Consider the following 22129-nt stretch of genomic DNA (forward strand, 5'->3'; position numbering starts at 1 on the left):
GCGGGTACGGCACACCGGCGCGGCCGAAGGACGCATTCGCGCGATCCGCTCTTGCCACCGCCGCGCCGCGCGCGCCTTGTGTGCCCGATCCGGTTTCTTCGAGAACAATCATGCAGATCACATTCGGGCTGGGGGGCCGGTCCGGTCTTCGCTGGCAGCGCTACCTGCGCGGCCTGGTCGCCGCCGCTGCCACCCTCGCCGGCGTATTCACCTTCGTCTCGGTCGACCTCGCGCGCCGCGACGCGGTGTTCTCGCCCTCGGTCATGCCGACCTCGCTCGAGAACGGCGACGGGCTCGAGGTCACGCTGCTGAACGAGTCCGATCATGTCATGGAGAATGCCGACATCTCGTTCCGGCTCTACGACCGGTCCGGCGCGATGGTCATCTTCGACGAGAACGGTGACGGAACCGAGGATCAGGCCGATCTGGCCGACCACCATTTCGCGCCCAAGGCCATGACGATCCCGGCGCGGAGCTCGTTGGTCGGACTGCTTCTGGACGACAGCAGCCACCGCGACTTTAACGGCGTCCAGTTCCTTGCCGTCTGCGCGGTGTTCGACGGGTCATTCTGGGTTGACCGGGTCCGCACCACCTACCTGCTGGAGCGCCTGCCCATCGGCGGCTTCGGGCAGGTGCGGCACGCGAAGGACGTGCATTTCCTGAGCGAACCAGACTGCGGCTTCACCGCCTCGGTCCCCGCGGTGCACTGACCGCCGCCGCGGCGCTCAGTCGGCCGAGGTCTTCGCGAGCGGCACGACCCGCGGCGTCTCGGCCTCGGGCGCCAGTTCCTCGAAGTCGAAATTGTCGAGCCGGGCGGCGCGTTTGCCGGCGCGCTCGGCCGCCGTCGAGATGCCGTCGAGGTCGTTGCGCGCCTGGTTGAAATGCACCGAGAGCTTGTCGACCCGCTCCACCACCAGTTCGACGTCGCGGTGAAGCTGGCGCAGCGTGGTGCGGATCGCGCCCGCCTGTTCACGCATCCGCGCGTCCTTCAGGACCGCGCGCATCGTGTTCAGCGTCGCCATGCAGGTCGTCGGCGAGACGATCCAGACCTTGGCCGTGAAGCCCTCGCGCACCAGTTCGGGGAAATTCGCGTGCAGTTCGGCATAGACTGCCTCGGAGGGCAGGAACATCAGCGCGCCGTCGGCGGTCTCGCCGTCGAGGATGTATTTCTCGCCGATCGCCTTGATGTGGGAGCGGACCGCGATGCGCAGCATCCGCTGTGCCTCGATCAGCTGCGACTGGTTCTCGGCCCGGCGCAGCGCCTCGTAGGCCTCGAGCGGGAACTTCGAGTCGATGACGATCGGGCCGGGAGGATTCGGCAGGTGGATCAGGCAGTCGGCGCGCTTGCCGTTCGAGAGCGTCGCCTGCATCGAGAAGGAATCCGCGGGCAGGGCCTTGCGCACGATGTCGTTGAGCTGGATCTCGCCGAAGGCGCCGCGGGTCTGCTTGTTCGAGAGAATGTCCTGCAGCGAGAGCACGTCGCCCGAGAGCTTCTCGATATTGGACTGCGCCTTGTCGATGGTCTCGAGCCGCTGCTGCAATTCTCCGAGAGAGCGCGCGGTGCGGGTGGCGCTGCCCTGCAACGTCTCGGTCATGCCGCGCGAGACCTCGGCGAGCCGCCGCTCCATCAGCTGCAGCACACGGGTCTGCGAGGCCGCCTGCGCCTCGGACACATGGGTGAGCCCGCCCGAGAGCCGCTCCTGCCCGGCCGACAGCGCCTCGACGCGGTTGCCGAGCCGGTCGAGCGAGTAGAACATCGGCTCCGCCATCCGGGCCGAGCGCGAGGCAGCGCGGAGCGTGACGATGAGGAGCACGAACAGCGCGAGGACCAGCGCCGCGCCGCCGAGGACGGCGAGCACCATCGGATCGTCAAGCATGTAGTCCTGTCCGTTCAGCGTGATCATGTGCGCCCGAAAAGCCTTTCGATATCAGTCAGCTTCAGCTCGACATAGGTCGGCCGGCCGTGGTTGCACTGGCCGGAAAGCGGCGTCCGCTCCATTTCCCGCAGGAGCGCGTTCATCTCGTCGGCCTGCATCCGCCGGCCCGAGCGGATCGAGCCGTGGCAGGCCATGCGGCTCAGAACCGCGTCGATCCGGCCCTGCAGGCGCTGGCTGTCGCCTGCGTCGTGAAGCTCGTCGAGGATGTCCTTCAGGAGCGCCGTGGCATTGACCTCGCCGAGAAGGGCCGGGGTCTCGCGCACCGCGACCGCGCCGCCGCCGAAGGGCTCGATCGTGAGGCCGAGCCCGGCGAGCGTCGCGGCATGGTCGAGGAGCAGCTGGGCATCGCCCGGCGACAGCTCGACGATCTCGGGGATGAGGAGCGCCTGCGCGGCGACGCCGTTCTCCGAGCGCTGGCGTTTCAGGCGCTCGTAGACCAGCCGTTCGTGCGCGGCGTGCTGATCGACGATGACGAGGCCGGTGGCGGTCTGGGCGATGATGTAGTTCTCGTGCAGCTGCGCGCGGGCGGCGCCGAGCGGGTGGTGCTCGGCGGGCTCTTCCACCGGCAGCGGGGCGGCGGGGCGTTCGAACCGGGCGGTGGCCTCGGCGAACTCCGGGGCGAGCGGCGCCTGCGCCGCGTGGGCCATGCGCAGCGCGGTCTGCGAGGGGCGGTCCATCTGGTAGATGCGGGGCGTGGCGGACGGTTCGGCGCGCATCGCGCCGAGCGTGAGACCGGCGACGGTCGAGGAGGCACGGTGCCCGGCTTCGGCCAGCGCATGGCGCAGGCCCGAGACGATGAGCCCGCGCGCCACGCCCGGCTCGCGGAAGCGGACCTCGGCCTTGGCGGGGTGCACGTTGACGTCGACCCGCTCGGGATCGCAGGTGAGGTTCAGAACCGCCGCCGGATGGCGGTCGCGCGAGAGCACGTCCATGTAGGCGGCCCTGAGCGCACCGATCAGGAGCTTGTCGCGCACCGGACGGCCGTTGACGAAGAGGAACTGCTCGACCGCGGCGCCGCGCGAATAGGTTGGTAGCGCGGCGAAGCCCGTGAGCCGGATGCCCTCGCGCTCGGCGTCGATGGCAAGCGCGTTGTCGGCGAACTCGGCGCCGATGAGGGTGCGGAGCCGCTGGCCGAGCGCGTCGAAAAGCTCGCCCTGCTCGGCATCGGCGCGCAGGATCAGCTTGCCCTCGCCGCCGCCGGTCACGTCGCGCAGGGTGAAGCCGACATGCGGCTCGGCCATCGCGAGGCGCTGGACGACATCCCTGATCGCCTGCGCCTCGGCTCGGTCGGAGCGCAGGAACTTCAGCCGCGCCGGGGTGGCGTAGAAGAGGTCGCGCAGTTCCACGACCGTGCCGCGGGTCAGCGCGGCGGGCCGGACCGGGGCGATGCGGCCGCCCGCGACGGCGATGCCCGCCGCCTCGGCGCCCTCGGCGCGCGAGGTGATCTTGAGCCGCCCGACGGCGCCGAGCGAGGGCAGCGCCTCGCCACGGAAACCGAAGCTGCGGATGTTCAGAAGGTCCGAGCCGTCGATCTTCGAGGTGGCATGGCGGGAAAGCGCCAGCGGCAATTCATCGGCGGTCATGCCGCAGCCGTCGTCGGCGACGCGGATCAGGGTCTTGCCGCCGTCGCCATAGGCGATGTCGATCCGCCGCGCCCCGGCGTCGAGCGCGTTCTCGACCAGTTCCTTGACCGCCGAGGCCGGGCGCTCGACCACCTCGCCGGCCGCGATGCGGTTGATTGCCGCCTCGTCAAGCTGGCGGATTACCGGGCGTCCGGGCAGGATTTTGGGGTTCGGGACGGTCATGCTACCAGAACTAGCATGGCTTGCGCCGATTCGACCAGTTGGCTGATGGGCGAATGCCTGCGGGACGCTAGTTCGACGGCTCCAGACCGGCCGGCTGGCCGACCACGACGAAGCGCAGCGCGTCGGGCTTCATCAGGCGCCTGGCGACCCGCTTGATGTCGTCGGAGGTCACCGCCTCGATATAGGAGTTGCGGTCGCGCAGATAGGTCGTCGGCAGGTCGTCCATCTGCATCCCGACGAGGATGCCGGCGATCCGTCCGTTGCCGTCGAAGCGCAGGGGATAGGCGCCTGTGAGATAGGTCTTGGCCGCCTCCAGCTCCTCGTCGCTCACGCCCTCGGCGGCGATCCGCGCCCATTCGTCGCGCACCACGCCGATCGCCTCTGAGACCTTCTCGTTGGCCGAGGCGAAGCCGCCCTTCCAGGTCCAGCCGAGATCCATCGGCACGAGATCGGTCGAGATCCCGTAGGTCAGCCCGCGCTTCTCGCGCACCTCCTCCATCAGCCGTGCGCCGAAGCCGTGGCCGCCGATGACCTGGTTCAGCACGTAGGCTGCAAAGAAATCGGGATCGTGACGCTCGATCCCCTCGTGACCGAAGGCCACGACCGACTGCGGCGAGGCAAAGTCGATCACCGTGACCCCGCCCTTGAGCCCGAGCTCCGCCTTCGGTGGCAGGGGCGCCCCGGTCTCCGGCAGATCCCCGAGGAGGTCGTCGAGAAGCGCGCCCAGCTCGGCTTCGGTGATGTCGCCCACCGCCGAGACGTAGAGCCGGTCGCGGGCCATGACGTTGGCCTTGGCGGCGATGAGGTCGTCGCGGGTGAGCGCGGCCACCGACAGAAGCGTGCCGTTGCGCGAGGACGCATAGGGATGCGCGCCGAACGCCTGCTGGTCGAATTCCCGCCAGGCGATGGTGTTCGGATCCTTCTCGTCGGACTGGATGATCGAGACGACCTGCGCCCGCACCCGGTCGATCGCGTCCTGATCGAAGCGCGGCGCGGTCAGCGCCGTCTTCAGGAGCGCCACCGCCGCGTCGCGGTTCTCGCTCAGCATCCGCACCGACACCGAGACGCTGTCGTCGTTCGCGTCGAACTCGAACCCGGCCGCCAGCGCCTCGCGCGCCTCGGCGAAGCCCTGGGAATCGAGATCGCCCGCCCCCTCCTCGAGCGTCGCCATCATCAGTAGCGTCGCGCCGCGCTTTTCCGGCAGATCCAGGCTCGACCCGCCACGGAAGCGGATCTCGAGCGCGGTGAAGGGGATCGAATGCTCCTCCACCAGCCAGGCCCTGATGCCTCCAGGCGAGGTGATTTCCTTGATCTCGACCGCGCTGGCGGGCAGGGCGGCGAGAAGGGCGACGAATGCCGCCGCGAGAAGCCTGATCATTGCATCACCTCTTCTTCGCCGGTCTTCATCATCCAGCCGGTGACCGAACGGCGGCGGTCGAAGACCTCCGCGGCGGCGGCCTTCACATCCGCCTCGCTGACCGCATCAACGATATCGGGCCAGGCCTCGACATCGGCGACGGTGAGACCGGTCGTGAGCGCCTCGCCGTAGCGGCGGGCGAGGCCGCCCACGTCGTCCTTGGCGTAGATCAGGCCGGCCCGCAGCCGCGCCTTTACGCGCTCGAACTGGGCCGGGTCGACGCCGTTCTCCTGCACATCGGCCAGAACCGCGTCGAGCGCCGCCTCGGCCTCCGCGAGGGTCACGCCGTCGGCGGGGATCACGGCAAGGTCAAAGCTCGTGTCGTCGTAGGAACTGCCGTCGTAGCGGGCCGAGGTGTAGATCGCCTGGCGGCTCTCGAACTGAAGCTTGCGGGCGAGGATCGAGGTCTGGCCGTCGCCGCCGAGCATCGCGGCCAGCACGGTGAGCGCGGCCGCCTTTTCCTGCGCGCCCGGATCACGTTCCGGCGCGAGGTAGCTGCGCGTCACGTAAGGCCGCGAGACCCGCGGGTCTGAGAAGCTGAGCCGTCGCTCGGCGAGCTGCGGCGGCTCCTGCGGCCGGACGCGCGGGGCGATGTCGGGGCTCGGGTCGAGCGGGCCGTAATATGTCTCGGCCAACGCGCGCACGGCCTCCGGGTCGACATCGCCGGCAACGACGAGAACCGCATTGTTGGGCGCGTAATAACGCCCGTACCAGTCGAGCGCGTCCTGGCGGGTGAGCTTCTCCATCTCGTGGCGCCAGCCGATCACCGGCCGGCCGTAGGGATGGTTGAGGTAGAGCGCGGCGCGGCGCTGTTCACCGAAGATCGCGCCGGGGTCGCTGTCGATGCGCTGGTTACGCTCCTCGATCACCACCTCGCGCTCGGTCTGCCAGTCGTCCTCGGTGAGCTTGAGGTGGCGCATCCGATCCGCCTCCATCTGCATCATCAGTTCGAGCCGGTCGGCGGCGACGCGCTGGTAGTAGCCGGTGAAATCCCAGGAGGTGAAGGCGTTGTCGGCACCGCCATTGGCCTCGACGATCTTGGAGAACTCGCCGGGCGCGAGCGTGTCGGTGCCCTTGAACATCAGGTGTTCGAGATAATGCGCGATGCCCGAGACGCCGGGCTCTTCATCGGCGGCGCCGGCGCGATACCAGACCATCTGCACCACGACCGGGGCGCGGTGATCCTCGATCACGACGGCTTCGAGCCCGTTCGGCAGCGTGAAGGTCGTGACCTCGTCGGCCAGGGCCGGCGCGGCGAATGTCGCGGCAAGGATCGTCCAGCGCAGGGTGCGGAACATCTTGGTCTCCCTCGTTACCCTCTGACAGGTAAGCGCATGGGGGGCAGCGTCAAGGGTGCCGGCCGAGCGGCTGGGAGTCCTGGTACTGGTAGGTCGTGGTGCTCCCCGAGGGCGACGCCGTCGGCGGCGCGGTCTCGGTGCGGGCGCCGGCGGCGCGCCAGCGCGCGAGCTCGGCGTGCTGGTCGAGCGACATCGGCCTGTAGGCCTTGAAATAGACGTTGACGTTGAAGGCACGCTCGAGAAGCCGTCCGTCGTGACGCCGGCGGTAGTCGAGATCCTCGGCCGCCAGCACCCGGCGGATGTCGGACGCCGTGCCGTAGCGCCCGGCGTAGGAAACCAGCGCCCCATTCGAGGCCGGCACGGAGCCGCCGGGCGCCAGCGCCGCCGGATTGCCGCCAAGGGCCGCGACCGCGTCGGCCTCCGGCGTCGGATCGGTGATATTGCTGCCGCCGGGCGTCGGCTCGGGCAGGCTCGCGAGGTCCTCGGGCATCTGCAGCGGCTTCGACGGCAGGACGGTGAACTCGTCGGGGCTGCGGCTTTGCGAACGGATGTTCAGGAGCTTCGGATCTTCACTGCCGCCGCAGGCCGACAGCGCGAGGACCACGCTCGCCAATGCGATCCCGCAGATGCCACGTCTCGCCGCCATCGGTCTCTCCTTCACCGTTCCGGGCCCGGTTTAACGCATGTCTTTTCGCCCGTCACGTGGTCTTCTCCCGCCCGGTGAACAGGACGAGCCCGAAGGCGCCGGCAAAGATCGCGATGTCGGCGACGTTGAACGAATAGGGATTGTCGATCCCCGGCACCGACATGTTGAGGAAATCCGCGACCGCGCCGTAGATCAGCCGGTCGATCACGTTGCCCATCGCACCGCCGATCAGCAGGCCCGCCGAAAGCTGAACGATTCGGCTGTGGCGCTCGCGCCGGACCCAGAGCCAGACCCAGGCGGCGATCGCCAGCGCGAGCCCGATCAGCACCCAGCGGCCGAGGTCCTCGGAGCTGGAGAAGAGGCCGAAGTTGATGCCCCGGTTCCACGCCATGCGGAAGTTGAGCCAGGGCGCGAGGACCGCGATCTCCTGCCGCGCGTAGAGATCGAGGACATGGACCACGAGCACCTTCGACGCCTGATCGAGCGCGAAGGTCGCTGCCGCCGCCTGGATGACCTGCCGCATGATGCCTCAGTGCCGGAAATGCCGCTGGCCGGTGAAGACCATCGCGAGCCCCGCCGCGTCGGCGGCCGCGATCACCTCGTCGTCGCGCATTGAGCCGCCGGGCTGGATCACCGCCGTGGCGCCGGCCTCGGCCGCGGTCAGAAGCCCGTCGGGGAAGGGGAAGAACGCGTCCGAGGCGACGACCGAGCCCTTCACGGTCGGCTCCGCGAGGCCGAGGGCCTCGGCCATGTCGGCGGATTTGCGCGCGGCGATGCGGGTCGAATCGACCCGGCTCATCTGGCCCGCGCCGACGCCGACCGTCGCGCCCGCCTTGACGTAGACGATCGCGTTCGACTTGACGTGCTTGGCGACCTTCCAGGCGAAGAGCAGGTCCTTCAGTTCCGCCTCGGTCGGCGCGCGCCTGGTCACGACCTTGAGGTCGGCCGCGGTGATCACGCCGTTGTCGCGATCCTGGACGAGGAAGCCGCCGGCGACCTGGCGGAAGGCGAGGCCGGGCGATCTCGGATCGGGCAGGCCCGCGGTGGTCAGAAGCCGCAGGTTCTTCTTGGCGGCGAAGACCGCCTTGGCCGCGTCGTCGGCGCCCGGCGCGATCACGACCTCGGTGAAGATCTGGCAGATCTCCTCGGCCGTCGCCGCATCAAGCGGCCGGTTCAGCGCGACGATGCCGCCGAAGGCCGAGGTGCGGTCGCAGTCATAGGCGGCCTTGTAGGCCTCCAGGAGCGTAGCACCCCGCGCCACGCCGCAGGGATTGGCGTGCTTGATGATCGCGCAGGCCGGGGCTTCGGCGGGATCGAACTCGGCGACCAGCTCGAACGCCGCGTCGGTGTCGTTGATGTTGTTGTAGGACAAGGACTTGCCCTGGTGCTGGGCGGCGGTGGCGACGCCCTCGCGGGTCGAGCCGTCGGTGTAGAAGGCCGCCGACTGGTGCGGGTTTTCGCCGTAGCGCAGAGTCTGGGCCAGCGTCCCTGCGAAGGCGCGGCGGCGCGGCGCGGCATCGCCGATGGCCGCGGCGAGCCAGGTCGAGACCGCGGCGTCATAGGCCGCCGTGCGGGCATAGGCGCGTTGGGCGAGCTTGCGGCGGAACCTCGGGCAGGTCCGGCCTTCGTGCTGGTCCATGTCGCCAAGAACCTTGGCATAGTCCTCGGGATCGACGACGACCGCGACATGGGCGTGGTTCTTAGCAGCCGCGCGGATCATCGCCGGGCCGCCGATGTCGATGTTCTCGATGCAGGTGTCGTAGTCGGCGCCCTTCGCCACGGTCGCTTCGAACGGGTAGAGGTTGACGACGAGGAGGTCGATCGGCTCGATCCCGTGGGTCTCCATCGCCGCGACATGGTCGGCATTGTCCCTGAGCGCCAGGAGCCCGCCGTGCACCTTCGGATGTAGCGTCTTGACGCGGCCATCCATCATCTCGGGGAAGCCCGTCACCTCGGCCACGTCACGGACCTTGAGCCCCGCCTCGCGCAGCATCGACGCGGTGCCGCCGGTGGACAGGAGCTCCACCCCCCGTTCGGCCAGTCCCTTCGCGAAGTCGAGAAGCCCGGTCTTGTCGGAGACGGAGATCAGGGCGCGGGCAAGCGGGGCCAGGTCGGCGGTCTGGGCGGTCAAGCGGGGCATCCTCTGTTAGGCGGTGACGTCTTCGTCGCGCATCGTGTCGCGGATCGCCGTTGGGGTATCCTGTGCCTTCGCCAAGGTCCAGCCCAACTGGCAGGCATAATCCATCACATGCGCGGAAAGCACGATCTGCTTGGTCGCACGCGGCTTCAGCCGCCCGGATTCGAGGTAGACCGAGGGTTCGAGCGTCAGTTCGCCCACGCCGTCATGGCGGAAGATCCAGATCTCGCCCGACTTCAGCGCCATCGACACCGCGGTGCCGCCAAGGTCGAGCGCGGCGTCCACACCCGGGTGCAGGTGGAACCGCAACTCGAAGGGAACGCCGTGAAACTTCGCCCGTTCCATCACCGTGTCGAAGCGGCGCCGGTCGGCCACCGTCATCGCGCCGAGCGTGTCCTCGCCGGTGAGCGAGCGGCCATCGCGCGAGAGCATGAGCTGGCGGATGTGGCTGAGCCCGTGGGTCGGCACGTAGCCGTTGTGCCCGGCGATCAGCCGGTGGCCGTCGCTGTCGTCCTCGGGCTGGGCCCAGACCATGTCGGGCACGTCGGTGAACTGGCCGGTGCCGGACTCGGTCAGGAGCCCCTTGGCCGTGAAGCGTGACGAGGAATAGCCCTTCACGCAGAGCGTGGAATGCGAGGGCGTGGCGCGGCCGGCGCGGCGCCATTCCGGGCCGAAGCTCGCGCCGGAGCCGCAATTGACGATCACCGGGCGGCGGCCGGAGGTCAGCTCCATCGCGAGCGTTGAGGCATGGGCATTGGCCGAGGCGCGGCCCGTCGGCGGCGGCGCGGCATCGACGATGATCGTGGTGCGGCCCGCGCTCATCCGCGCGTAGCCCATCGCGAGGCCATGCGCGGTCGTCGCGCGCCCCCCCGCCGTCGCAAGCGCCTGGTCGAGCCGGCCTTCGGCCCCGCGGCCGCCACCGTGGAACCGCGCGAGCCCGCCGTCGGCATGGCGGAGCGCCCTGAGCGTCGGCGCGATCCGCTCGATCGCCGCGAGATGGGCGGCCGGCGGGGTACGGCCGGCATCGTTCAGCGCGGCCCCGGCCCAGGTGAGGAGCGTGAATACCTCAAGCAGTTCCTCGGGGTTGCGGGTCGGGATCCCGCCCTCGGTGTCGATCTCGCGCTCGCATTCGCGGCCAAGCGCGACGGCGGCGCGGGCGACGTGACGCTCCATGCCCGACAGCGAGAGGCCGGCGTAGATGAGACCGGTCAGTGCCTCGAACCGCGGCAGGCCGGGCCGGGCGGCGCGCCAGCGGCGGGAGAGGAAGATCGTCTGGCGGCCAAGGCTGCGGAAATAGGCGTCCGAGGCGGCGCGGTCCTGGTTGTTGAGGAGCAGGATCGCGTGGTTGATCCAGCGGATCAGCCGCCGCCCGGTGCGGTCCGGGGTCCAGCCCGGCCCGCCGCCGCGGCCGTAGCGGCGGATCCAGTCGACCACCCATTTCTGCGCCCGCTCGCGCGCCGGAAGGTCCGCGACCGCGGCGAGGTCGTCGAGCCAGGCGCAGCCGTGGATCTCCTCCTCGAAGCGCGGGTCGGGCACCGGCAGGTCCCAGATCGAGGCGGCCTTCGATTCGATCAGGAAACCGGCGAACAGGAAGTTGCCGCCGGTAAGCTGGCGGCCGCGGGCGAAGGAGCCGATCGTTTTCGGTTCCGGCTGGCTGACGAATCCGCCCGCCGGCCGCGCGAGCGCCGCGAGCCGCGCATGGAGCCGGTTCGCCGCCCCGACCCCGGCCTTGCCTGCGTTCTTCGTTCCTGCCACGCCTCGACGTCCTTACGATCTTGCCGCGCCTTGCCCCGGGTTGGGTCCCGGGAATCTGCGCCGGCCGAGATTACCGGCAGCCTCCGCCCGTGTCACCCGGCTAAAGCCGGGTCAGTCCCGGCGGCGCAGGCAGGCGATGAAGAAGCCGTCCATGCCGCCGCGGTCGGACCAGTGGTCCGGCCGGAGCCGCAGCCCGCCCCCGGCGCCGATCCAGCCCGGTTCGACCCCCGGCAGCGCGAGCGCGTCGCGGTCGGCCACGAGCCCGGAATGGCGCTCGATCGCGGCGGAAACCTGCCGCTCGCCCTCCTCGGGCAGCAGCGAGCAGGTCGCGAAGACCACCCGTCCACCGGGGCGGACGAGCGTCAGCGCGCGGTCGAGAAGCGCGGCCTGCAGCGCGGCAATCTCCTTCAGGCCCGAGGCGTCGCGGAGGTGCGGCAGGTCGGGATGGCGGCGAATCGTGCCGGTGGCCGAACAGGGCGCGTCGAGGAGCACCGCGTCAAAATCCGCCGCGCCCTCCCAGGTCAGCGCGTCGGCGACCACGGTTTCGGCGGCGAGCCGGCAGCGGGCGAGGTTCTCCTCGAGCCGCGCCATGCGGGGGGCGGAGAGGTCGAGTGCGGTGACGCAGGCACCGGCGGCGGCGAGTTGCAGGGTCTTGCCGCCGGGCGCGGCGCAGAGGTCGAGCACCCGTTCGCCGGGCCGGGGCGCGAGCGCCTTCGCGGCCAGCGCCGCCGCGGCGTCCTGCACCCACCAGTCGCCCTCGGCGTAACCGGGCAGGTCGGAGACCTGCGCCGGGCCGGTCAGCCGCACCGACCCCGTGGGCAGCTTTTCGCCCCCAAGGCGGGCGGCGAGCGCCGCGGCGTCGCCGTCCTTCGGCGTGAGGTCGAGGGGGGCGCCCCGGGCATGGGCGGCCTCCATCGCCAGCGTCGCGGCCTTGCCGTAGGCCGACATCAGGCGGCCGCGGAGCCAGCCCGGCAGCGGCGCGGGCGGCTGCTTGGCCCAGGCCTCGGCCGGGGTCTCGGCGGCGCGGCGCAGGACCGCGTTGACCATCGGCGCGAAGGCTTCGGTCTTGCGGCCGGAGCGGCGGGCGAGGTCGACCGCCTCGCTCACCACGCCGTGGGCGGCCGCGCCCTCGGCGAAGATCTCGGTCACCGCGACGCGCAAGGTGGCCCGGATCGCGGGCGGCGGCGCCTTGCGCAGGAAGGGCTTCAGCACCGCGTCGGCGCGGTTGAGGTTGCGCAAGGTCGCGAGCGCAAGGCGCTGCGCCCGCGCCCGGTCCGGAGGCGCGAGGCGCGACAGCGCGCCGGACTGGATCTGGTCGCCGAGCGACTGCCGATCTTCGGTCACGCCGAGGACGAGCCGCGCCGCGCCGCCCCGTGCCGTCTCCTCCGCCATCTCGCCTCCGGTTGCCGTCCTGCTGGGGGCGCCGTATATCATGGACCGGAGCGAGACAAGGAACCGCCATGAGCGAGAATGTCCGAGACGACCTGCCTGAGGCCGCGAAACGCGCGCTGGCCGAGGCCGAGGAGCGCCGGCGCAAGGAGCTGGCATCCGATCTGCCGCCGGAGCTTGGCGGCCGTGACGGGCCGGAGCCGGTGCGCTACGGCGACTGGGAAAAGAAGGGAATCGCGGTCGATTTCTGAGAGCGGCCGGGGGCGCTGCTCGTCGTCCATTGGTTCTCGAACCAATGGCGCCCCAATGGACGACCTCCGGGATGCTTGGGGCAAGATGAACGGGCAGGTGGGTCAGAGCCCGAGCACGTCGATCATGTCGTATTCGCCGGGCTTCTGGTCCTGGCCCCAGAGCGCGGCGCGGAGCGCGCCGCGGGCGAAGATCGCGCGGTCGGTGGCGATGTGGCGCAGCACGATGCGTTCGCCGTCGGCAGCGAAGATCACGTCATGTTCGCCCACAACGTCGCCGCCGCGGATCGCCGAAAACCCGATGTCGCCGCGCTCGCGGGCGCCGGTGATACCGTCGCGGCCACTGTCGCGGTGGTCGGCCAGCGCGATGCCGCGGCCCTCCGCGGCGGCTTCGCCGAGCATCAGCGCGGTGCCCGAGGGCGCGTCGACCTTCATGCGGTGATGGGCCTCGACGATCTCGATGTCCCAGTCGGCGTCGAGCGCTTGGGCGACCTGGCGGGTGATCCGGGTCAGGAGGTTCACGCCGAGGCTCATGTTGCCGGCGCGCACGATCACGGCATGGCGGGAAGCGGCCTTGATCTTTGCCAGATGCTCGGCCTCGAGCCCGGTCGTGCCAATCACATGCACCGCGCGGGCCTGGGCGGCGAGGGCGGCGAACTCCACCGTTGCCGCAGGCGCGGTGAAGTCGATCACCGCCTGCGCCCTGGCGAAGGCCGCGAGTGCGTCGTCGGTCACGGTGACGCCGACCGGCGCGCCGCCCATCGCCTCGCCGAGGTCGCGGCCGATCCAGGCATGGCCCGGCCGTTCGACTGCGCCGACGAGCCGGGCGCGGTCGGAGGCGAGGATCAGCCGCACCAGCATCTGGCCCATGCGGCCGGAGGTGCCGGTGACGACGATGCCGGGGGTGTCGTTCGTGTCGCTCATCGGGGCCTCCCTTGTCCTGCCGTTTCCTTTAGCCCGCGGCGGCGGCCTTGGCAAAGCCCCGTTGCGGGGCGCGTGCGCTTGGCCTAAAGCGGAGGCATGGCACAGAACCGCTTTTCCAAGGCCTCGGGCCCCTCGAACCGCCAGCTTCGCGTCGGCGAGCTGATCCGCCGCACGCTGTCGGAGGTGCTCTCGCGCGGCGAGGTACACAACGACGCGCTGCGCGGCATGTCGATCACGGTGGGCGAGGTGCGGGTCTCGGCCGATCTGCGCGTCGCGACCTGCTATGTGCTGCCCCTGGGCGGCAAGGATGCCGAGGTGGCGCTGAAGGCGCTCGCGCGGTCGCAGGGCGAGCTGCGCCATCATGTGGCGCAGGCGTTGACGCTGAAGTTCGCGCCCGAGCTCCGGTTCCGGCTCGACGAGACCTTCGACCGGATGGATGCGACGCGGCGGCTTCTGGCCGACGAGCGGGTGCAGCGCGACATCGCGCGGCGGGATGACGACGAGAATGGCGACGACGATCTGGGCTAGGGCCTGCCTCGCGGTCACGCTCGTCTGGCCCGCGGTCGGCTGGGGCGCGACGTGCCGTAACACCGAGCACGAGGGGCTTTCCTACGCGGTATGCGAGGTCTCGGCCGGTGCCGATCTGCGGCTATTCCTCACCGGCGCGGACGGCAAGCCGATGGCGACCTTCGACCGGTTGCAGACCAGCGTCGAGGCCGAGGGGCACCGGCTCGTCTTCGCCATGAATGGCGGCATGTACCATCCCGACCGCCGCCCGGTCGGGCTTTACGTCGAGGCCGGGCAGGAGGTCGCGTCGCTGGTGACCGCCGCCGGGCCGGGGAATTTCGGGCTGCAGCCGAACGGCGTCTTCTGCATCGAGACGGACGGTTTCGCCGTTGTCGAGACGCTGGCCTTCGCCGCGGCGCCGCCCGCCTGCCGCGATGCGACCCAGTCGGGGCCGATGCTGGTGATCGACGGCGCGCTGCATCCAAGATTCCTGAAAGAGTCGGATTCGCGCTACATCCGCAACGGGGTGGGGGTGAGTGCGGACGGCAAGACCGCCTGGTTCGCGATCTCCGACGAGCCGGTCAATTTCGACGAATTCGCCCGGCTCTTCCGCGACGCGCTGAAGGTGCCGAACGCGCTTTACTTCGACGGCAAGGTCTCGCGGCTTTATGCGCCCGAGATCGGGCGCGACGACATCGGCTTTCCGATGGGGCCGATCGTGGGGCTCGCGGCGCCCGGGCGTTGACGGGCGCGCCCGCATTCGATAGCAGGCGGCCTTCTGTCTTTGGGGGCGATGCATGGCACGCAAGAAGGGTCGCGACATCTCGGGCTGGCTCGTGGTGGACAAGCCGGCGGGGATGACCTCGACATCGGTCGTCAACAAGGTGCGCTGGGCGCTCGACGCCAGGAAGGCGGGCCATGCCGGCACGCTCGATCCCGACGCGACCGGGGTGCTGGCGGTGGCGCTCGGCGAGGCGACCAAGACGGTGCCTTTCGTGACCGACGCGCTGAAATGCTACCGCTTCGCCGTGCGGCTCGGTGCCGCGACCACGACCGACGACGCCGAGGGCGCGGTGATCGAGTCCTCGGACAGGCGCCCGACGGACGACGAGATCGGCGCTGCTCTGGCGCAGTTCCGGGGCGAGATCATGCAGGTGCCGCCGCAGTTCTCCGCCGTCAAGGTCGAGGGCGAACGCGCCTATGACCTCGCCCGGGCCGGCGAGGAGATGGAGCTGGCGGCGCGCCCCTTGTGGGTCGAGAGCCTGGAGATCGTCGCCCGCCCCGACGCCGACACGGTCGAGCTGGAAATGGTCTGCGGCAAGGGCGGCTATGTGCGCTCGATCGCCCGCGACCTCGGCCGCGCGCTCGGCTGCTTCGGCCATGTCGCCTGGCTGCGGCGCGAATGGTCGGGGCCGTTCGAAGCCGCGGACGGGGTGACGATCGAAAGGATCGACGCGCTCGCGAAGTCGCCGGAGCTTGACGCGCTCCTCCTGCCGCTCGAGGTCGGGCTGGCCGAACTGCCGGAACTCAAGGCGACGGCGGAGGGCGCGGCGCGCCTGAGGAACGGCAATCCGGGCATGGTTCTCGCCTCTGACGTCGACTGGGGCGAGGAGGCCTGGGCGAGCTATGAGGGGCGCCCGGTCGCGGTCGGCACCTACAAGTCGGGCGAGCTGCATCCGAGCCGGGTGTTCAACCTCTGATTCCCCGTGCCGCGCGGCTGTACATCGTGGCGGGACGGGCTAGAACGGGATCGGTTCAGAAGGAGACGCGCCGGGGTCAGGCGCCTCCCCTCCCTCCTCGTGGGAAGGGGATGGGGGCAGCCCCTCTCCCTCCCCCACGAAGGGGGAGGGAACCACCCGGCCTCGCAAGGTCCCGTCTGAACCGGTCACGCTCCAGGTTTAGGGGCAGGGAGGAGCCGTACATTGCTGATCCAGATCGTCCTCGGAACCGCGCTCATCTTCTTGTCGATCCTTGTCGCGGGGCTCGCCTTCTGGGCGATGGAGGTGCTGCTCGCACGGCTGCGCCCCTGGCTCCTGCGCGAGCCGCACCGGCCGAAGCTCGCGCTGATGCTGTCGGTCTCGGTGGTCTGGGTACTCATAGTGGTGACGGCGGGGGTCTGGATCTGGGCCTTCACGCTCCGTGCGCTCGGGATCTTCGCGACGATGGAAGCCTCGGTCTATTTCTCGCTCGTCGCCTTCACGACGCTCGGGTTCGGCGACATCCTCCTGCCGCTGGAGTGGCGGCTGCTCGGTGGCATGGCCGCGGCGAACGGGCTTCTGAGCATGGGTCTTCTGACCGCGATGCTGATCGAGGTGCTGCGCCATGTCCGGCTCAGCCAGATCGAGGACCGGCGGCGGAAGCACTGAAGCGCATCAGGCGCGGTGGGTGACCTTGCCACCACAGATCGTGAGCGCGATCGACATCCCTGCGATCGCCTCGGGCGGGGTCGCCTCGATGTCGCCCGACAGGAGGACGAGATCGGCGGCGAGGCCGGGGCGGAGCATCCCCGTCACCCGCTCGCGGTGCGCGGCCCAGGCGCCGCCGGCGGTATAGGCGCGCAGGACGTCCGTCAGCCCGACCCGCTCGTCGCGGGCGCCGGGTGCGTCGAAGGCCGTGCGGGTCAGCGCCGCGCCGATGCCGCGCAGGACCGAGATGTCGGCGACCGGCCAGTCCGAGGCGAAGGCCAGCGGCGCCCCGGCCGTCGCAAGGCTCCGGCAGAGGAACGCATCCCTTAGCCGCGCCCTGCCGATCATGCCGAGGGTCGGCTCGAGGCCGAAATCCATCGCGCCCGGCACATGCGGCGGCTGCAGCGAGGCGGTGATGCCGAGCGGCCCCAGCCGCGCGATGTCGGCAGGATCGATCAGCTCGATATGCTCGATCCGGTGACGGCTGTCGCGGACGCCATTGGCCGCCCGCGCCGCCGCGTAGCCGTCGATCACGGAACGCACCGCGCCGCAGCCCACCGCATGGACGGCGATCTGCAAGCCGCGCCGGTCGATCTCGCTCGCGATTTCGTTGAAGCGCGGACCGGCGAAGAGCGGCGTGCCGCGGTGACCGGGACGGTCGGGATAGGCGTCGGTCCGGAACGCGGTGCGGCTGTCGATCACACCGTCCATGAAGAGCTTGACGAAGCCCGACGACAGCCAGTCGTCGGCGAAATCGCGCGCCATCGCCTCGGCGCGGTCGAGCGCATCGAGGTCCATGTGGGGCTTGAAATGGAACGGCACCTTGACCCGTGCGGTGAGCCCGCCCGCTGCCCGGAGCGCGGCGAGAAGGTCGAGCGTGTAGCGATTGCCGTCCATGTTTACGATCGATGTGACGCCATGCCGCGCGGCATGGGCGAGCCCGGCCGCGGCCTTGGCGCGGTCGAAGGCCTGGGCGGCGTCGTCCGGCCAGGGATCGGGCTCCTCGCCGGTGGCGATGCCGAGGTTGAGCCGCGCCTCGCCCGAAAGCGCGATGACCGCGGCGAAGGCCTCGAACTCCCTCAGCTCGCCGGTGGCGAGCCCGTCGGCGCCCACCACCACCTCGTGGCCATGCGGCATTGCCGCGCCCTTCAGGAGCCCGGCAGCGGTGAGCGCGGCGGTGTTGGCCCAGACCGTGTGAAGGTCGTGCGCGGTGATCGCGATCGGCCGGTCCGGCAGGATCGCGTCGAGGTCGTGGCGGGTCATCGGCGCTCCGAGCATCGCGTAGTCGCCGCCCTGCGCCATCAGCAGGGGCCGGTCGGGATGCGCCGCGGCGAAGCCGCGAAAGGCGCGGGCGAGCGCCTCGCGCCCCTCGATGCCGCCGACATGCAGGTGACCGAGCTCGGCGCCGCCGAGGAGAAGGTGCATGTGGCTCTCGACGAAGCCGGGCAGGAGGGTCGCGCCGTCACAGTCGATCACCTCGGTCTCGGACACGGCGAGCGCCTCGATCTCCCGCCGCCGGCCGACGGCGAGCACGCGGCCCTGCCCGAGCGCCACCGCCTCGCCGCGCGGATGGGTGGGGTTCATGGTCAGGACGCGGGCACTGGTGAGGATCGTCTCGGGGGTCATGGCGGAGCTCCTCGGGCTCGTGATCGGTTTGCTGTCCCACCGGGGCAGGGTTCGACAGATACCGCCCGCCTGAGGTGGACGGTGGCGCGTCTCAGGCCGTCAGTCCGGCCTTGAGGACGCGCCGCAGAATCTTGCCCGAGGCGGATTTCGGGATGGTCTCGACGAAGGTCACGTCGCGCACCTGTTTGTAATGGGCGAGCCGGCCTTCGAGGAAGGCGATGATGTCTTCCTTGCCGGCCGTGGACCCGGCCTTGCGGACGATGAAGGCGACGGGAACTTCGCCGGCCTCGGCGTCCGGCTGCCCGACCACCGCGGCATCGAGGACATCGGGACAGGCGAGCAGTTCCGCCTCGACCTCGGCGGGCGCGACCTGGAAGCCCTTGACCTTGATGAGTTCCTTCAGCCGGTCGTGGATGTAGAGGTAGCCGTCCGCGTCGTAGGAGGCGATGTCGCCGGTGCGGAGCCAGCCGTCCGGCAGAAGCGTTTCGGCCGTGGCCGTCGGGTTGTTGAGGTAGCCCTTCATCACCTGCGGCCCCCTGACCCACAGCTCGCCCTGCTCGCCCGGCGCGGCGTCCTCGCCCGATACCGAGTCGACAATTCGGCATTCTGTGCCAGGTGCGGTCTGGCCGGCGGACCCGGCGCGGCCCCTGCCGAAGCCGGAGATATGGCTGACCGGGCTCATCTCCGTCATCCCGTAGCCCTGTTCGCACAGGACGCCGAGCCGATGGCTGACGGCGTCCGACAGCGGCGCGCCAAGGGGGGCCGCACCGGAAAAGACGCTTTTCAGCGCCGAAAGATCGAACTGGTCGACCAGCGGATGCTTGGCGAGAGCGAGAACGACCGGCGGGACGCAGAAGGCCTGTCTGGTGCGGTGGTCCTGGATGAGCCTGAGGAACAGTTCCAGATCGAAGCGCGGCATCGTGATCACGCCGCCCCCCGCGCCAAGATAAAGGTTGGCGAGCACGGTCATGCCGTAGATGTGGAAGAAGGGCAGGAAGCCCACTGTCCATTCCCCCGGTTCGACCGGGCGCGAGGCCATGATCTGGTCGATATTGGCGACGAGGTTTCGGTGGGTCAGCATCACGCCTTTCGGCAGGCCGGTCGTGCCCGAGGAATAGGGCATGACGAGCACGTCGCTTGCCACGTCGACGGGCACCTGCCCGGCGAGGGGCGGCCCCATCAGTTCGGCGAGGGGCGTCGTGCCCGGCGCGCCGTCGAGGGTCACGATCTCGCGCAGGCGGGTGCCTTTTGCGGCCTCCGCCGCGACGTCGGCGAGGACCGCGACGGTGATCAGGAGCTCGGCTCCGGAATCGGTCAGCTGATGGGTCACTTCGGGCGCCGTGTGGGCCGGGTTGATCGTGGTGATCGTCGCGCCCGCCCATGCGGTGCCGTGGAAGGCGATCACGAATTCCGGCTGGTTCGGCAGCATGATCGCAACGGTATGACCCGGCCCGATGCCGCGCAAGGCGAGACCGCCGGCCAGCGCCTCGATCCCCGTCCGCAGCTCCGCCACCGTCATCTTGCGCCCCGAGGCGCCGTCGACCAGCGCGACGCGCTCGGGCGCGCCGATCCCGGAAAGCACGCGCTGGGTGATGGTCATGTCGCTGGGTTCGATCCCGCCGAACGGGCTTGGATATACCGTCATGCTGCGCCCCCCTTTCCGCAAAGGAGGATACCACGGCGGGGCCGTTGATCGGTAAGGGATTTCTGCCGGTCAGCCGAGGTTCTTCGGCCAGTCCGCGATCACCGCGTCGACTTCGAGTTCGACGAGCCATTCGGGGTTCACGAACCGGGTCACCGCCATAATCGTGTCGACCGGGCGGACGTCGCGGAAATACTCCTTGCGCACGTCGATCGCCTCGCGCCAGCGGTCGATATCGGTGAGGATCACGCGGGTGCGGACCACGTCGTGAAGCCCCGACCCGGCGCGGACCAGCGCGTCCTCGATGATCTCGATGCAGCGCCGCGTCTGCGCGCCGACATCGCCGATGCCGACGGTCTTGCCGTCCGGCCCGACCGGCGCGGTGCCGCCGACCGAGATGTAGGGCCCGACCCGGACAGCGCGGGAAAAGCCCACCACCGCCTCCATCGGGTTGCCGTTCGAAATCAGTTCGCGGTCATATCCAGCCATGCTGTCCCCCGGTCGCGCCCCTCGGCAAGGTTTCGCCACTCGTCGGTGCAATAGTACACGAATCCGGGCTCGATCCGTCATCGGTCGGATATGCCAACAGCCGGTGAAGGAGCAGGCTCGGCGCAGTTATCCCGCTGGATCTGGAGCAAGGAAATGATCCGAACACCCGTTGTCATGGCGTCCCTGGCACTCGCCATTACCCTGTGGCATCCCCTCCCGGCCGAGGCCAAGCCGAGCCTGCCAAAGTTCGACGCCGCGGATTTTTCGACGCCGAAGGCCAATCCCTACCTGCCGCTCAAGCCCGGCCCCGAGCGGCGGTTCGAGGGTGTCAATCGCAGGACCGGCCAGCGGGAGAGCTTCGTCCTGCGCATCGTCGGGCCGGGGCCGACGATCCTCGGCGTGGCCACGACGACCCAGCTCGACGAGGCCTATGTCGGGAAATGGCTGGTGGAGCGGACGCTGGATTATTTCGCCGCGGATGCCGAGGGCAACGTTTGGTATTTCGGCGAGGATGTCGTGAACTTCCGCTATGACAAGACCGGCATGCTGGTCGGAAAGGACAATCACTCGGCCTGGCGGGCGGGCGTGAACGGCGCCAAGCCGGGGATCACGATGCCGGCGGCGACCTCGCCCGGCCTGTCGCTGTTCCAGGAACATGCCCCCGCCGAAGGCGCGATGGACTGGTTCGAGATCGCGGCGCGCGACCTGTCGATCGAGGGACCGGCGGGCACGTTCTCGAGCGTGCTGAAGGTCTACGAAAGCAGCACCGCCGAGCCCGGCCTGCGCGAATTCAAGTACTACGCGCCCGGGATCGGTTTGATCCGCGCCGACGAGGAGCTGTCACGCCGCCTCGACTCGCCCGAGATCGTGGTGGAACTGCAACGCTGACGCTGAGGCGCTATGCATGACCCGCTTCCCGGAGGGCGGCGGGTCATGCGGACCCTCAGGGGGTCAGTTGATCAGCCCGGCGTGACGCATCGCCGAATCGATCCGGGCCTTGGTCTCGGGCAGGAGCGTCGTCAGCGGCATCCGCACCTCCTCGGCGCAGAGGCCGAGCTGCGAGAGGCCGTATTTCGCGCCCGCGAGGCCGGGCTCGATGAAGATCGCCTCATGCAGCGGCATCAGCCGGTCCTGGTATTCGAGCGCGCGGGCGTAGTCGCCCGCAAGCGTCGCCTCCTGGAACTCGGCGCAGAGCCGCGGTGCCACGTTCGCGGTCACCGAGATGCAACCGACGCCGCCGTGCGCGTTGAAACCGAGCGCGGTCGCATCCTCGCCCGAGAGCTGGATGAAGTCGCGCCCGCAGGAGGCGCGCTGCTGGCTCACCCGCTCGATCTTGCCGGTCGCGTCCTTGACGCCGACGATGCGCGGCAGCCTGGCAAGCTCGCCCATCGTCTCGGGCGTCATGTCGACGACCGAGCGGCCGGGGATGTTGTAGATGATGATCGGCAGCGTGCAGGCGTCGTGCATCGCCTTGAAATGGGCGTACATTCCGCGCTGCGTCGGCTTGTTGTAGTAGGGCGTGACCACGAGGGCGGCATTCGCGCCGACGGCTTCGGCGGCGCGGATCAGTTCGATCCCCTCCTCGGTCGAGTTCGACCCGGCGCCGGCGATCACCGGCACCCGGCCGGCGGCGGCCTTCACCACCTCTTCGATCACCCGGATATGCTCCTCGTGGCTGAGCGTCGGGCTCTCGCCCGTGGTGCCCACCGGCACGAGGCCGTGCGAGCCCTCGGCGATGTGCCACTCCACGAGTTTCTTGAGCGTGTCCAGATCCAGCGCGCCGTCCTTGAACGGCGTGACGAGGGCTGGGAAGGACCCTTTGAACATGACACGCTCCTTTGGTGTGAAGGGCCGACCGGCCCCGTGAGAATCGCGCGGAACCTATAGCCAAGCGCGGGCCTTGC

At 70.0% G+C, this 22129-nt stretch carries 21 protein-coding genes; 7 read left to right on the forward strand and 14 right to left on the reverse strand.

Going from position 1 to position 22129, the window contains the following annotated elements:
- Nucleotides 1-110 precede the first annotated feature (110 nt).
- A complete protein-coding gene (locus OM960_RS02680; RefSeq protein WP_264771005.1) occupies nt 111-710 on the forward strand; it encodes a hypothetical protein in 600 nt (199 codons plus the stop codon).
- Nucleotides 711-725: 15 nt separating this feature from the next.
- On the opposite strand, the gene OM960_RS02685 is transcribed toward OM960_RS02680, so the two are convergent.
- From OM960_RS02685 to OM960_RS02725, 9 genes are all read right to left on the reverse strand, one after another.
- Nucleotides 726-1904: a DNA recombination protein RmuC gene (locus OM960_RS02685; protein WP_264771006.1), complete on the reverse strand. Its 1179-nt coding sequence runs from the start codon at nt 1902-1904 to the stop codon at nt 726-728.
- Entirely contained in the window at nt 1901-3742 is a 1842-nt protein-coding gene (gene mutL, locus OM960_RS02690; protein ID WP_264771007.1) for a DNA mismatch repair endonuclease MutL, read from the reverse strand. The genes OM960_RS02685 and mutL overlap by 4 nt, the downstream gene beginning before the upstream one ends.
- A gap of 67 nt (nt 3743-3809) precedes the next feature.
- Nucleotides 3810-5120: a M16 family metallopeptidase gene (locus OM960_RS02695; protein ID WP_264771008.1), complete on the reverse strand. Its 1311-nt coding sequence runs from the start codon at nt 5118-5120 to the stop codon at nt 3810-3812.
- Complete coding sequence (locus OM960_RS02700; RefSeq protein WP_263335956.1) at nt 5117-6457, reverse strand: M16 family metallopeptidase; 1341 nt, start codon at nt 6455-6457, stop codon at nt 5117-5119. The genes OM960_RS02695 and OM960_RS02700 overlap by 4 nt, the downstream gene beginning before the upstream one ends.
- A gap of 49 nt (nt 6458-6506) precedes the next feature.
- Nucleotides 6507-7103: a DUF3035 domain-containing protein gene (locus OM960_RS02705; protein ID WP_263335954.1), complete on the reverse strand. Its 597-nt coding sequence runs from the start codon at nt 7101-7103 to the stop codon at nt 6507-6509.
- A 52-nt stretch (nt 7104-7155) separates the two neighbouring features.
- Nucleotides 7156-7626, reverse strand: coding sequence for a signal peptidase II (lspA, locus tag OM960_RS02710; protein WP_263335952.1), 471 nt, complete (start codon nt 7624-7626; stop codon nt 7156-7158).
- Nucleotides 7627-7632: 6 nt separating this feature from the next.
- On the reverse strand, nt 7633-9234 hold the full coding sequence (gene purH, locus OM960_RS02715; protein ID WP_264771009.1) for a bifunctional phosphoribosylaminoimidazolecarboxamide formyltransferase/IMP cyclohydrolase: 1602 nt from the start codon (nt 9232-9234) through the stop codon (nt 7633-7635).
- Nucleotides 9235-9249: 15 nt separating this feature from the next.
- Entirely contained in the window at nt 9250-10995 is a 1746-nt protein-coding gene (locus tag OM960_RS02720) for a heparinase II/III family protein (RefSeq protein WP_264771010.1), read from the reverse strand.
- Nucleotides 10996-11106: 111 nt separating this feature from the next.
- The gene (locus OM960_RS02725; protein ID WP_264771011.1) at nt 11107-12387 is read right to left on the reverse strand and encodes an RsmB/NOP family class I SAM-dependent RNA methyltransferase; all 1281 of its coding nucleotides are present in this window, start codon (nt 12385-12387) and stop codon (nt 11107-11109) included.
- 68 nt (nt 12388-12455) lie between these two features.
- Here OM960_RS02725 and OM960_RS02730 point away from each other — a divergent pair, with 68 nt between their 5' ends.
- Entirely contained in the window at nt 12456-12635 is a 180-nt protein-coding gene (locus tag OM960_RS02730) for a DUF1674 domain-containing protein (RefSeq protein WP_264771012.1), read from the forward strand.
- Between the two features lie 102 nt (nt 12636-12737).
- Here OM960_RS02730 and dapB read toward each other — a convergent pair whose 3' ends face one another.
- Complete coding sequence (gene dapB, locus OM960_RS02735) at nt 12738-13556, reverse strand: 4-hydroxy-tetrahydrodipicolinate reductase (RefSeq protein ID WP_263335941.1); 819 nt, start codon at nt 13554-13556, stop codon at nt 12738-12740.
- Between the two features lie 96 nt (nt 13557-13652).
- Here dapB and rbfA point away from each other — a divergent pair, with 96 nt between their 5' ends.
- The 4 genes from rbfA (at nt 13653) to OM960_RS02755 (ending at nt 16429) form a co-directional block, all read left to right on the forward strand.
- Nucleotides 13653-14084 (forward strand): 30S ribosome-binding factor RbfA, encoded by a 432-nt coding sequence (gene rbfA, locus OM960_RS02740; protein ID WP_263335938.1) that lies wholly within the window; start codon nt 13653-13655, stop codon nt 14082-14084.
- Nucleotides 14050-14808: a phosphodiester glycosidase family protein gene (locus OM960_RS02745; RefSeq protein WP_264771013.1), complete on the forward strand. Its 759-nt coding sequence runs from the start codon at nt 14050-14052 to the stop codon at nt 14806-14808. The genes rbfA and OM960_RS02745 overlap by 35 nt, the downstream gene beginning before the upstream one ends.
- A gap of 52 nt (nt 14809-14860) precedes the next feature.
- On the forward strand, nt 14861-15763 hold the full coding sequence (gene truB, locus OM960_RS02750; RefSeq protein WP_263335933.1) for a tRNA pseudouridine(55) synthase TruB: 903 nt from the start codon (nt 14861-14863) through the stop codon (nt 15761-15763).
- Nucleotides 15764-15985: 222 nt separating this feature from the next.
- Complete coding sequence (locus OM960_RS02755) at nt 15986-16429, forward strand: ion channel (protein ID WP_263335931.1); 444 nt, start codon at nt 15986-15988, stop codon at nt 16427-16429.
- 6 nt (nt 16430-16435) lie between these two features.
- On the opposite strand, the gene OM960_RS02760 is transcribed toward OM960_RS02755, so the two are convergent.
- From OM960_RS02760 to OM960_RS02770, 3 genes are all read right to left on the reverse strand, one after another.
- Nucleotides 16436-18094: an amidohydrolase gene (locus OM960_RS02760; RefSeq protein WP_264771014.1), complete on the reverse strand. Its 1659-nt coding sequence runs from the start codon at nt 18092-18094 to the stop codon at nt 16436-16438.
- 91 nt (nt 18095-18185) lie between these two features.
- The gene (locus tag OM960_RS02765) at nt 18186-19739 is read right to left on the reverse strand and encodes an AMP-binding protein (RefSeq protein WP_264771015.1); all 1554 of its coding nucleotides are present in this window, start codon (nt 19737-19739) and stop codon (nt 18186-18188) included.
- 69 nt (nt 19740-19808) lie between these two features.
- Entirely contained in the window at nt 19809-20225 is a 417-nt protein-coding gene (locus OM960_RS02770) for a RidA family protein (RefSeq protein ID WP_264771016.1), read from the reverse strand.
- Nucleotides 20226-20399: 174 nt separating this feature from the next.
- Between OM960_RS02770 and OM960_RS02775 the strand changes: the two genes are divergently transcribed.
- A complete protein-coding gene (locus OM960_RS02775; protein WP_264771017.1) occupies nt 20400-21113 on the forward strand; it encodes a hypothetical protein in 714 nt (237 codons plus the stop codon).
- 63 nt (nt 21114-21176) lie between these two features.
- On the opposite strand, the gene dapA is transcribed toward OM960_RS02775, so the two are convergent.
- On the reverse strand, nt 21177-22052 hold the full coding sequence (dapA, locus tag OM960_RS02780; RefSeq protein ID WP_264771018.1) for a 4-hydroxy-tetrahydrodipicolinate synthase: 876 nt from the start codon (nt 22050-22052) through the stop codon (nt 21177-21179).
- Nucleotides 22053-22129: the final 77 nt, after the last annotated feature.

The sequence above is a fragment of the Defluviimonas salinarum genome, from assembly GCF_026013545.1.
GTDB classification, from domain to species: Bacteria; Pseudomonadota; Alphaproteobacteria; order Rhodobacterales; family Rhodobacteraceae; genus Albidovulum; species Albidovulum salinarum.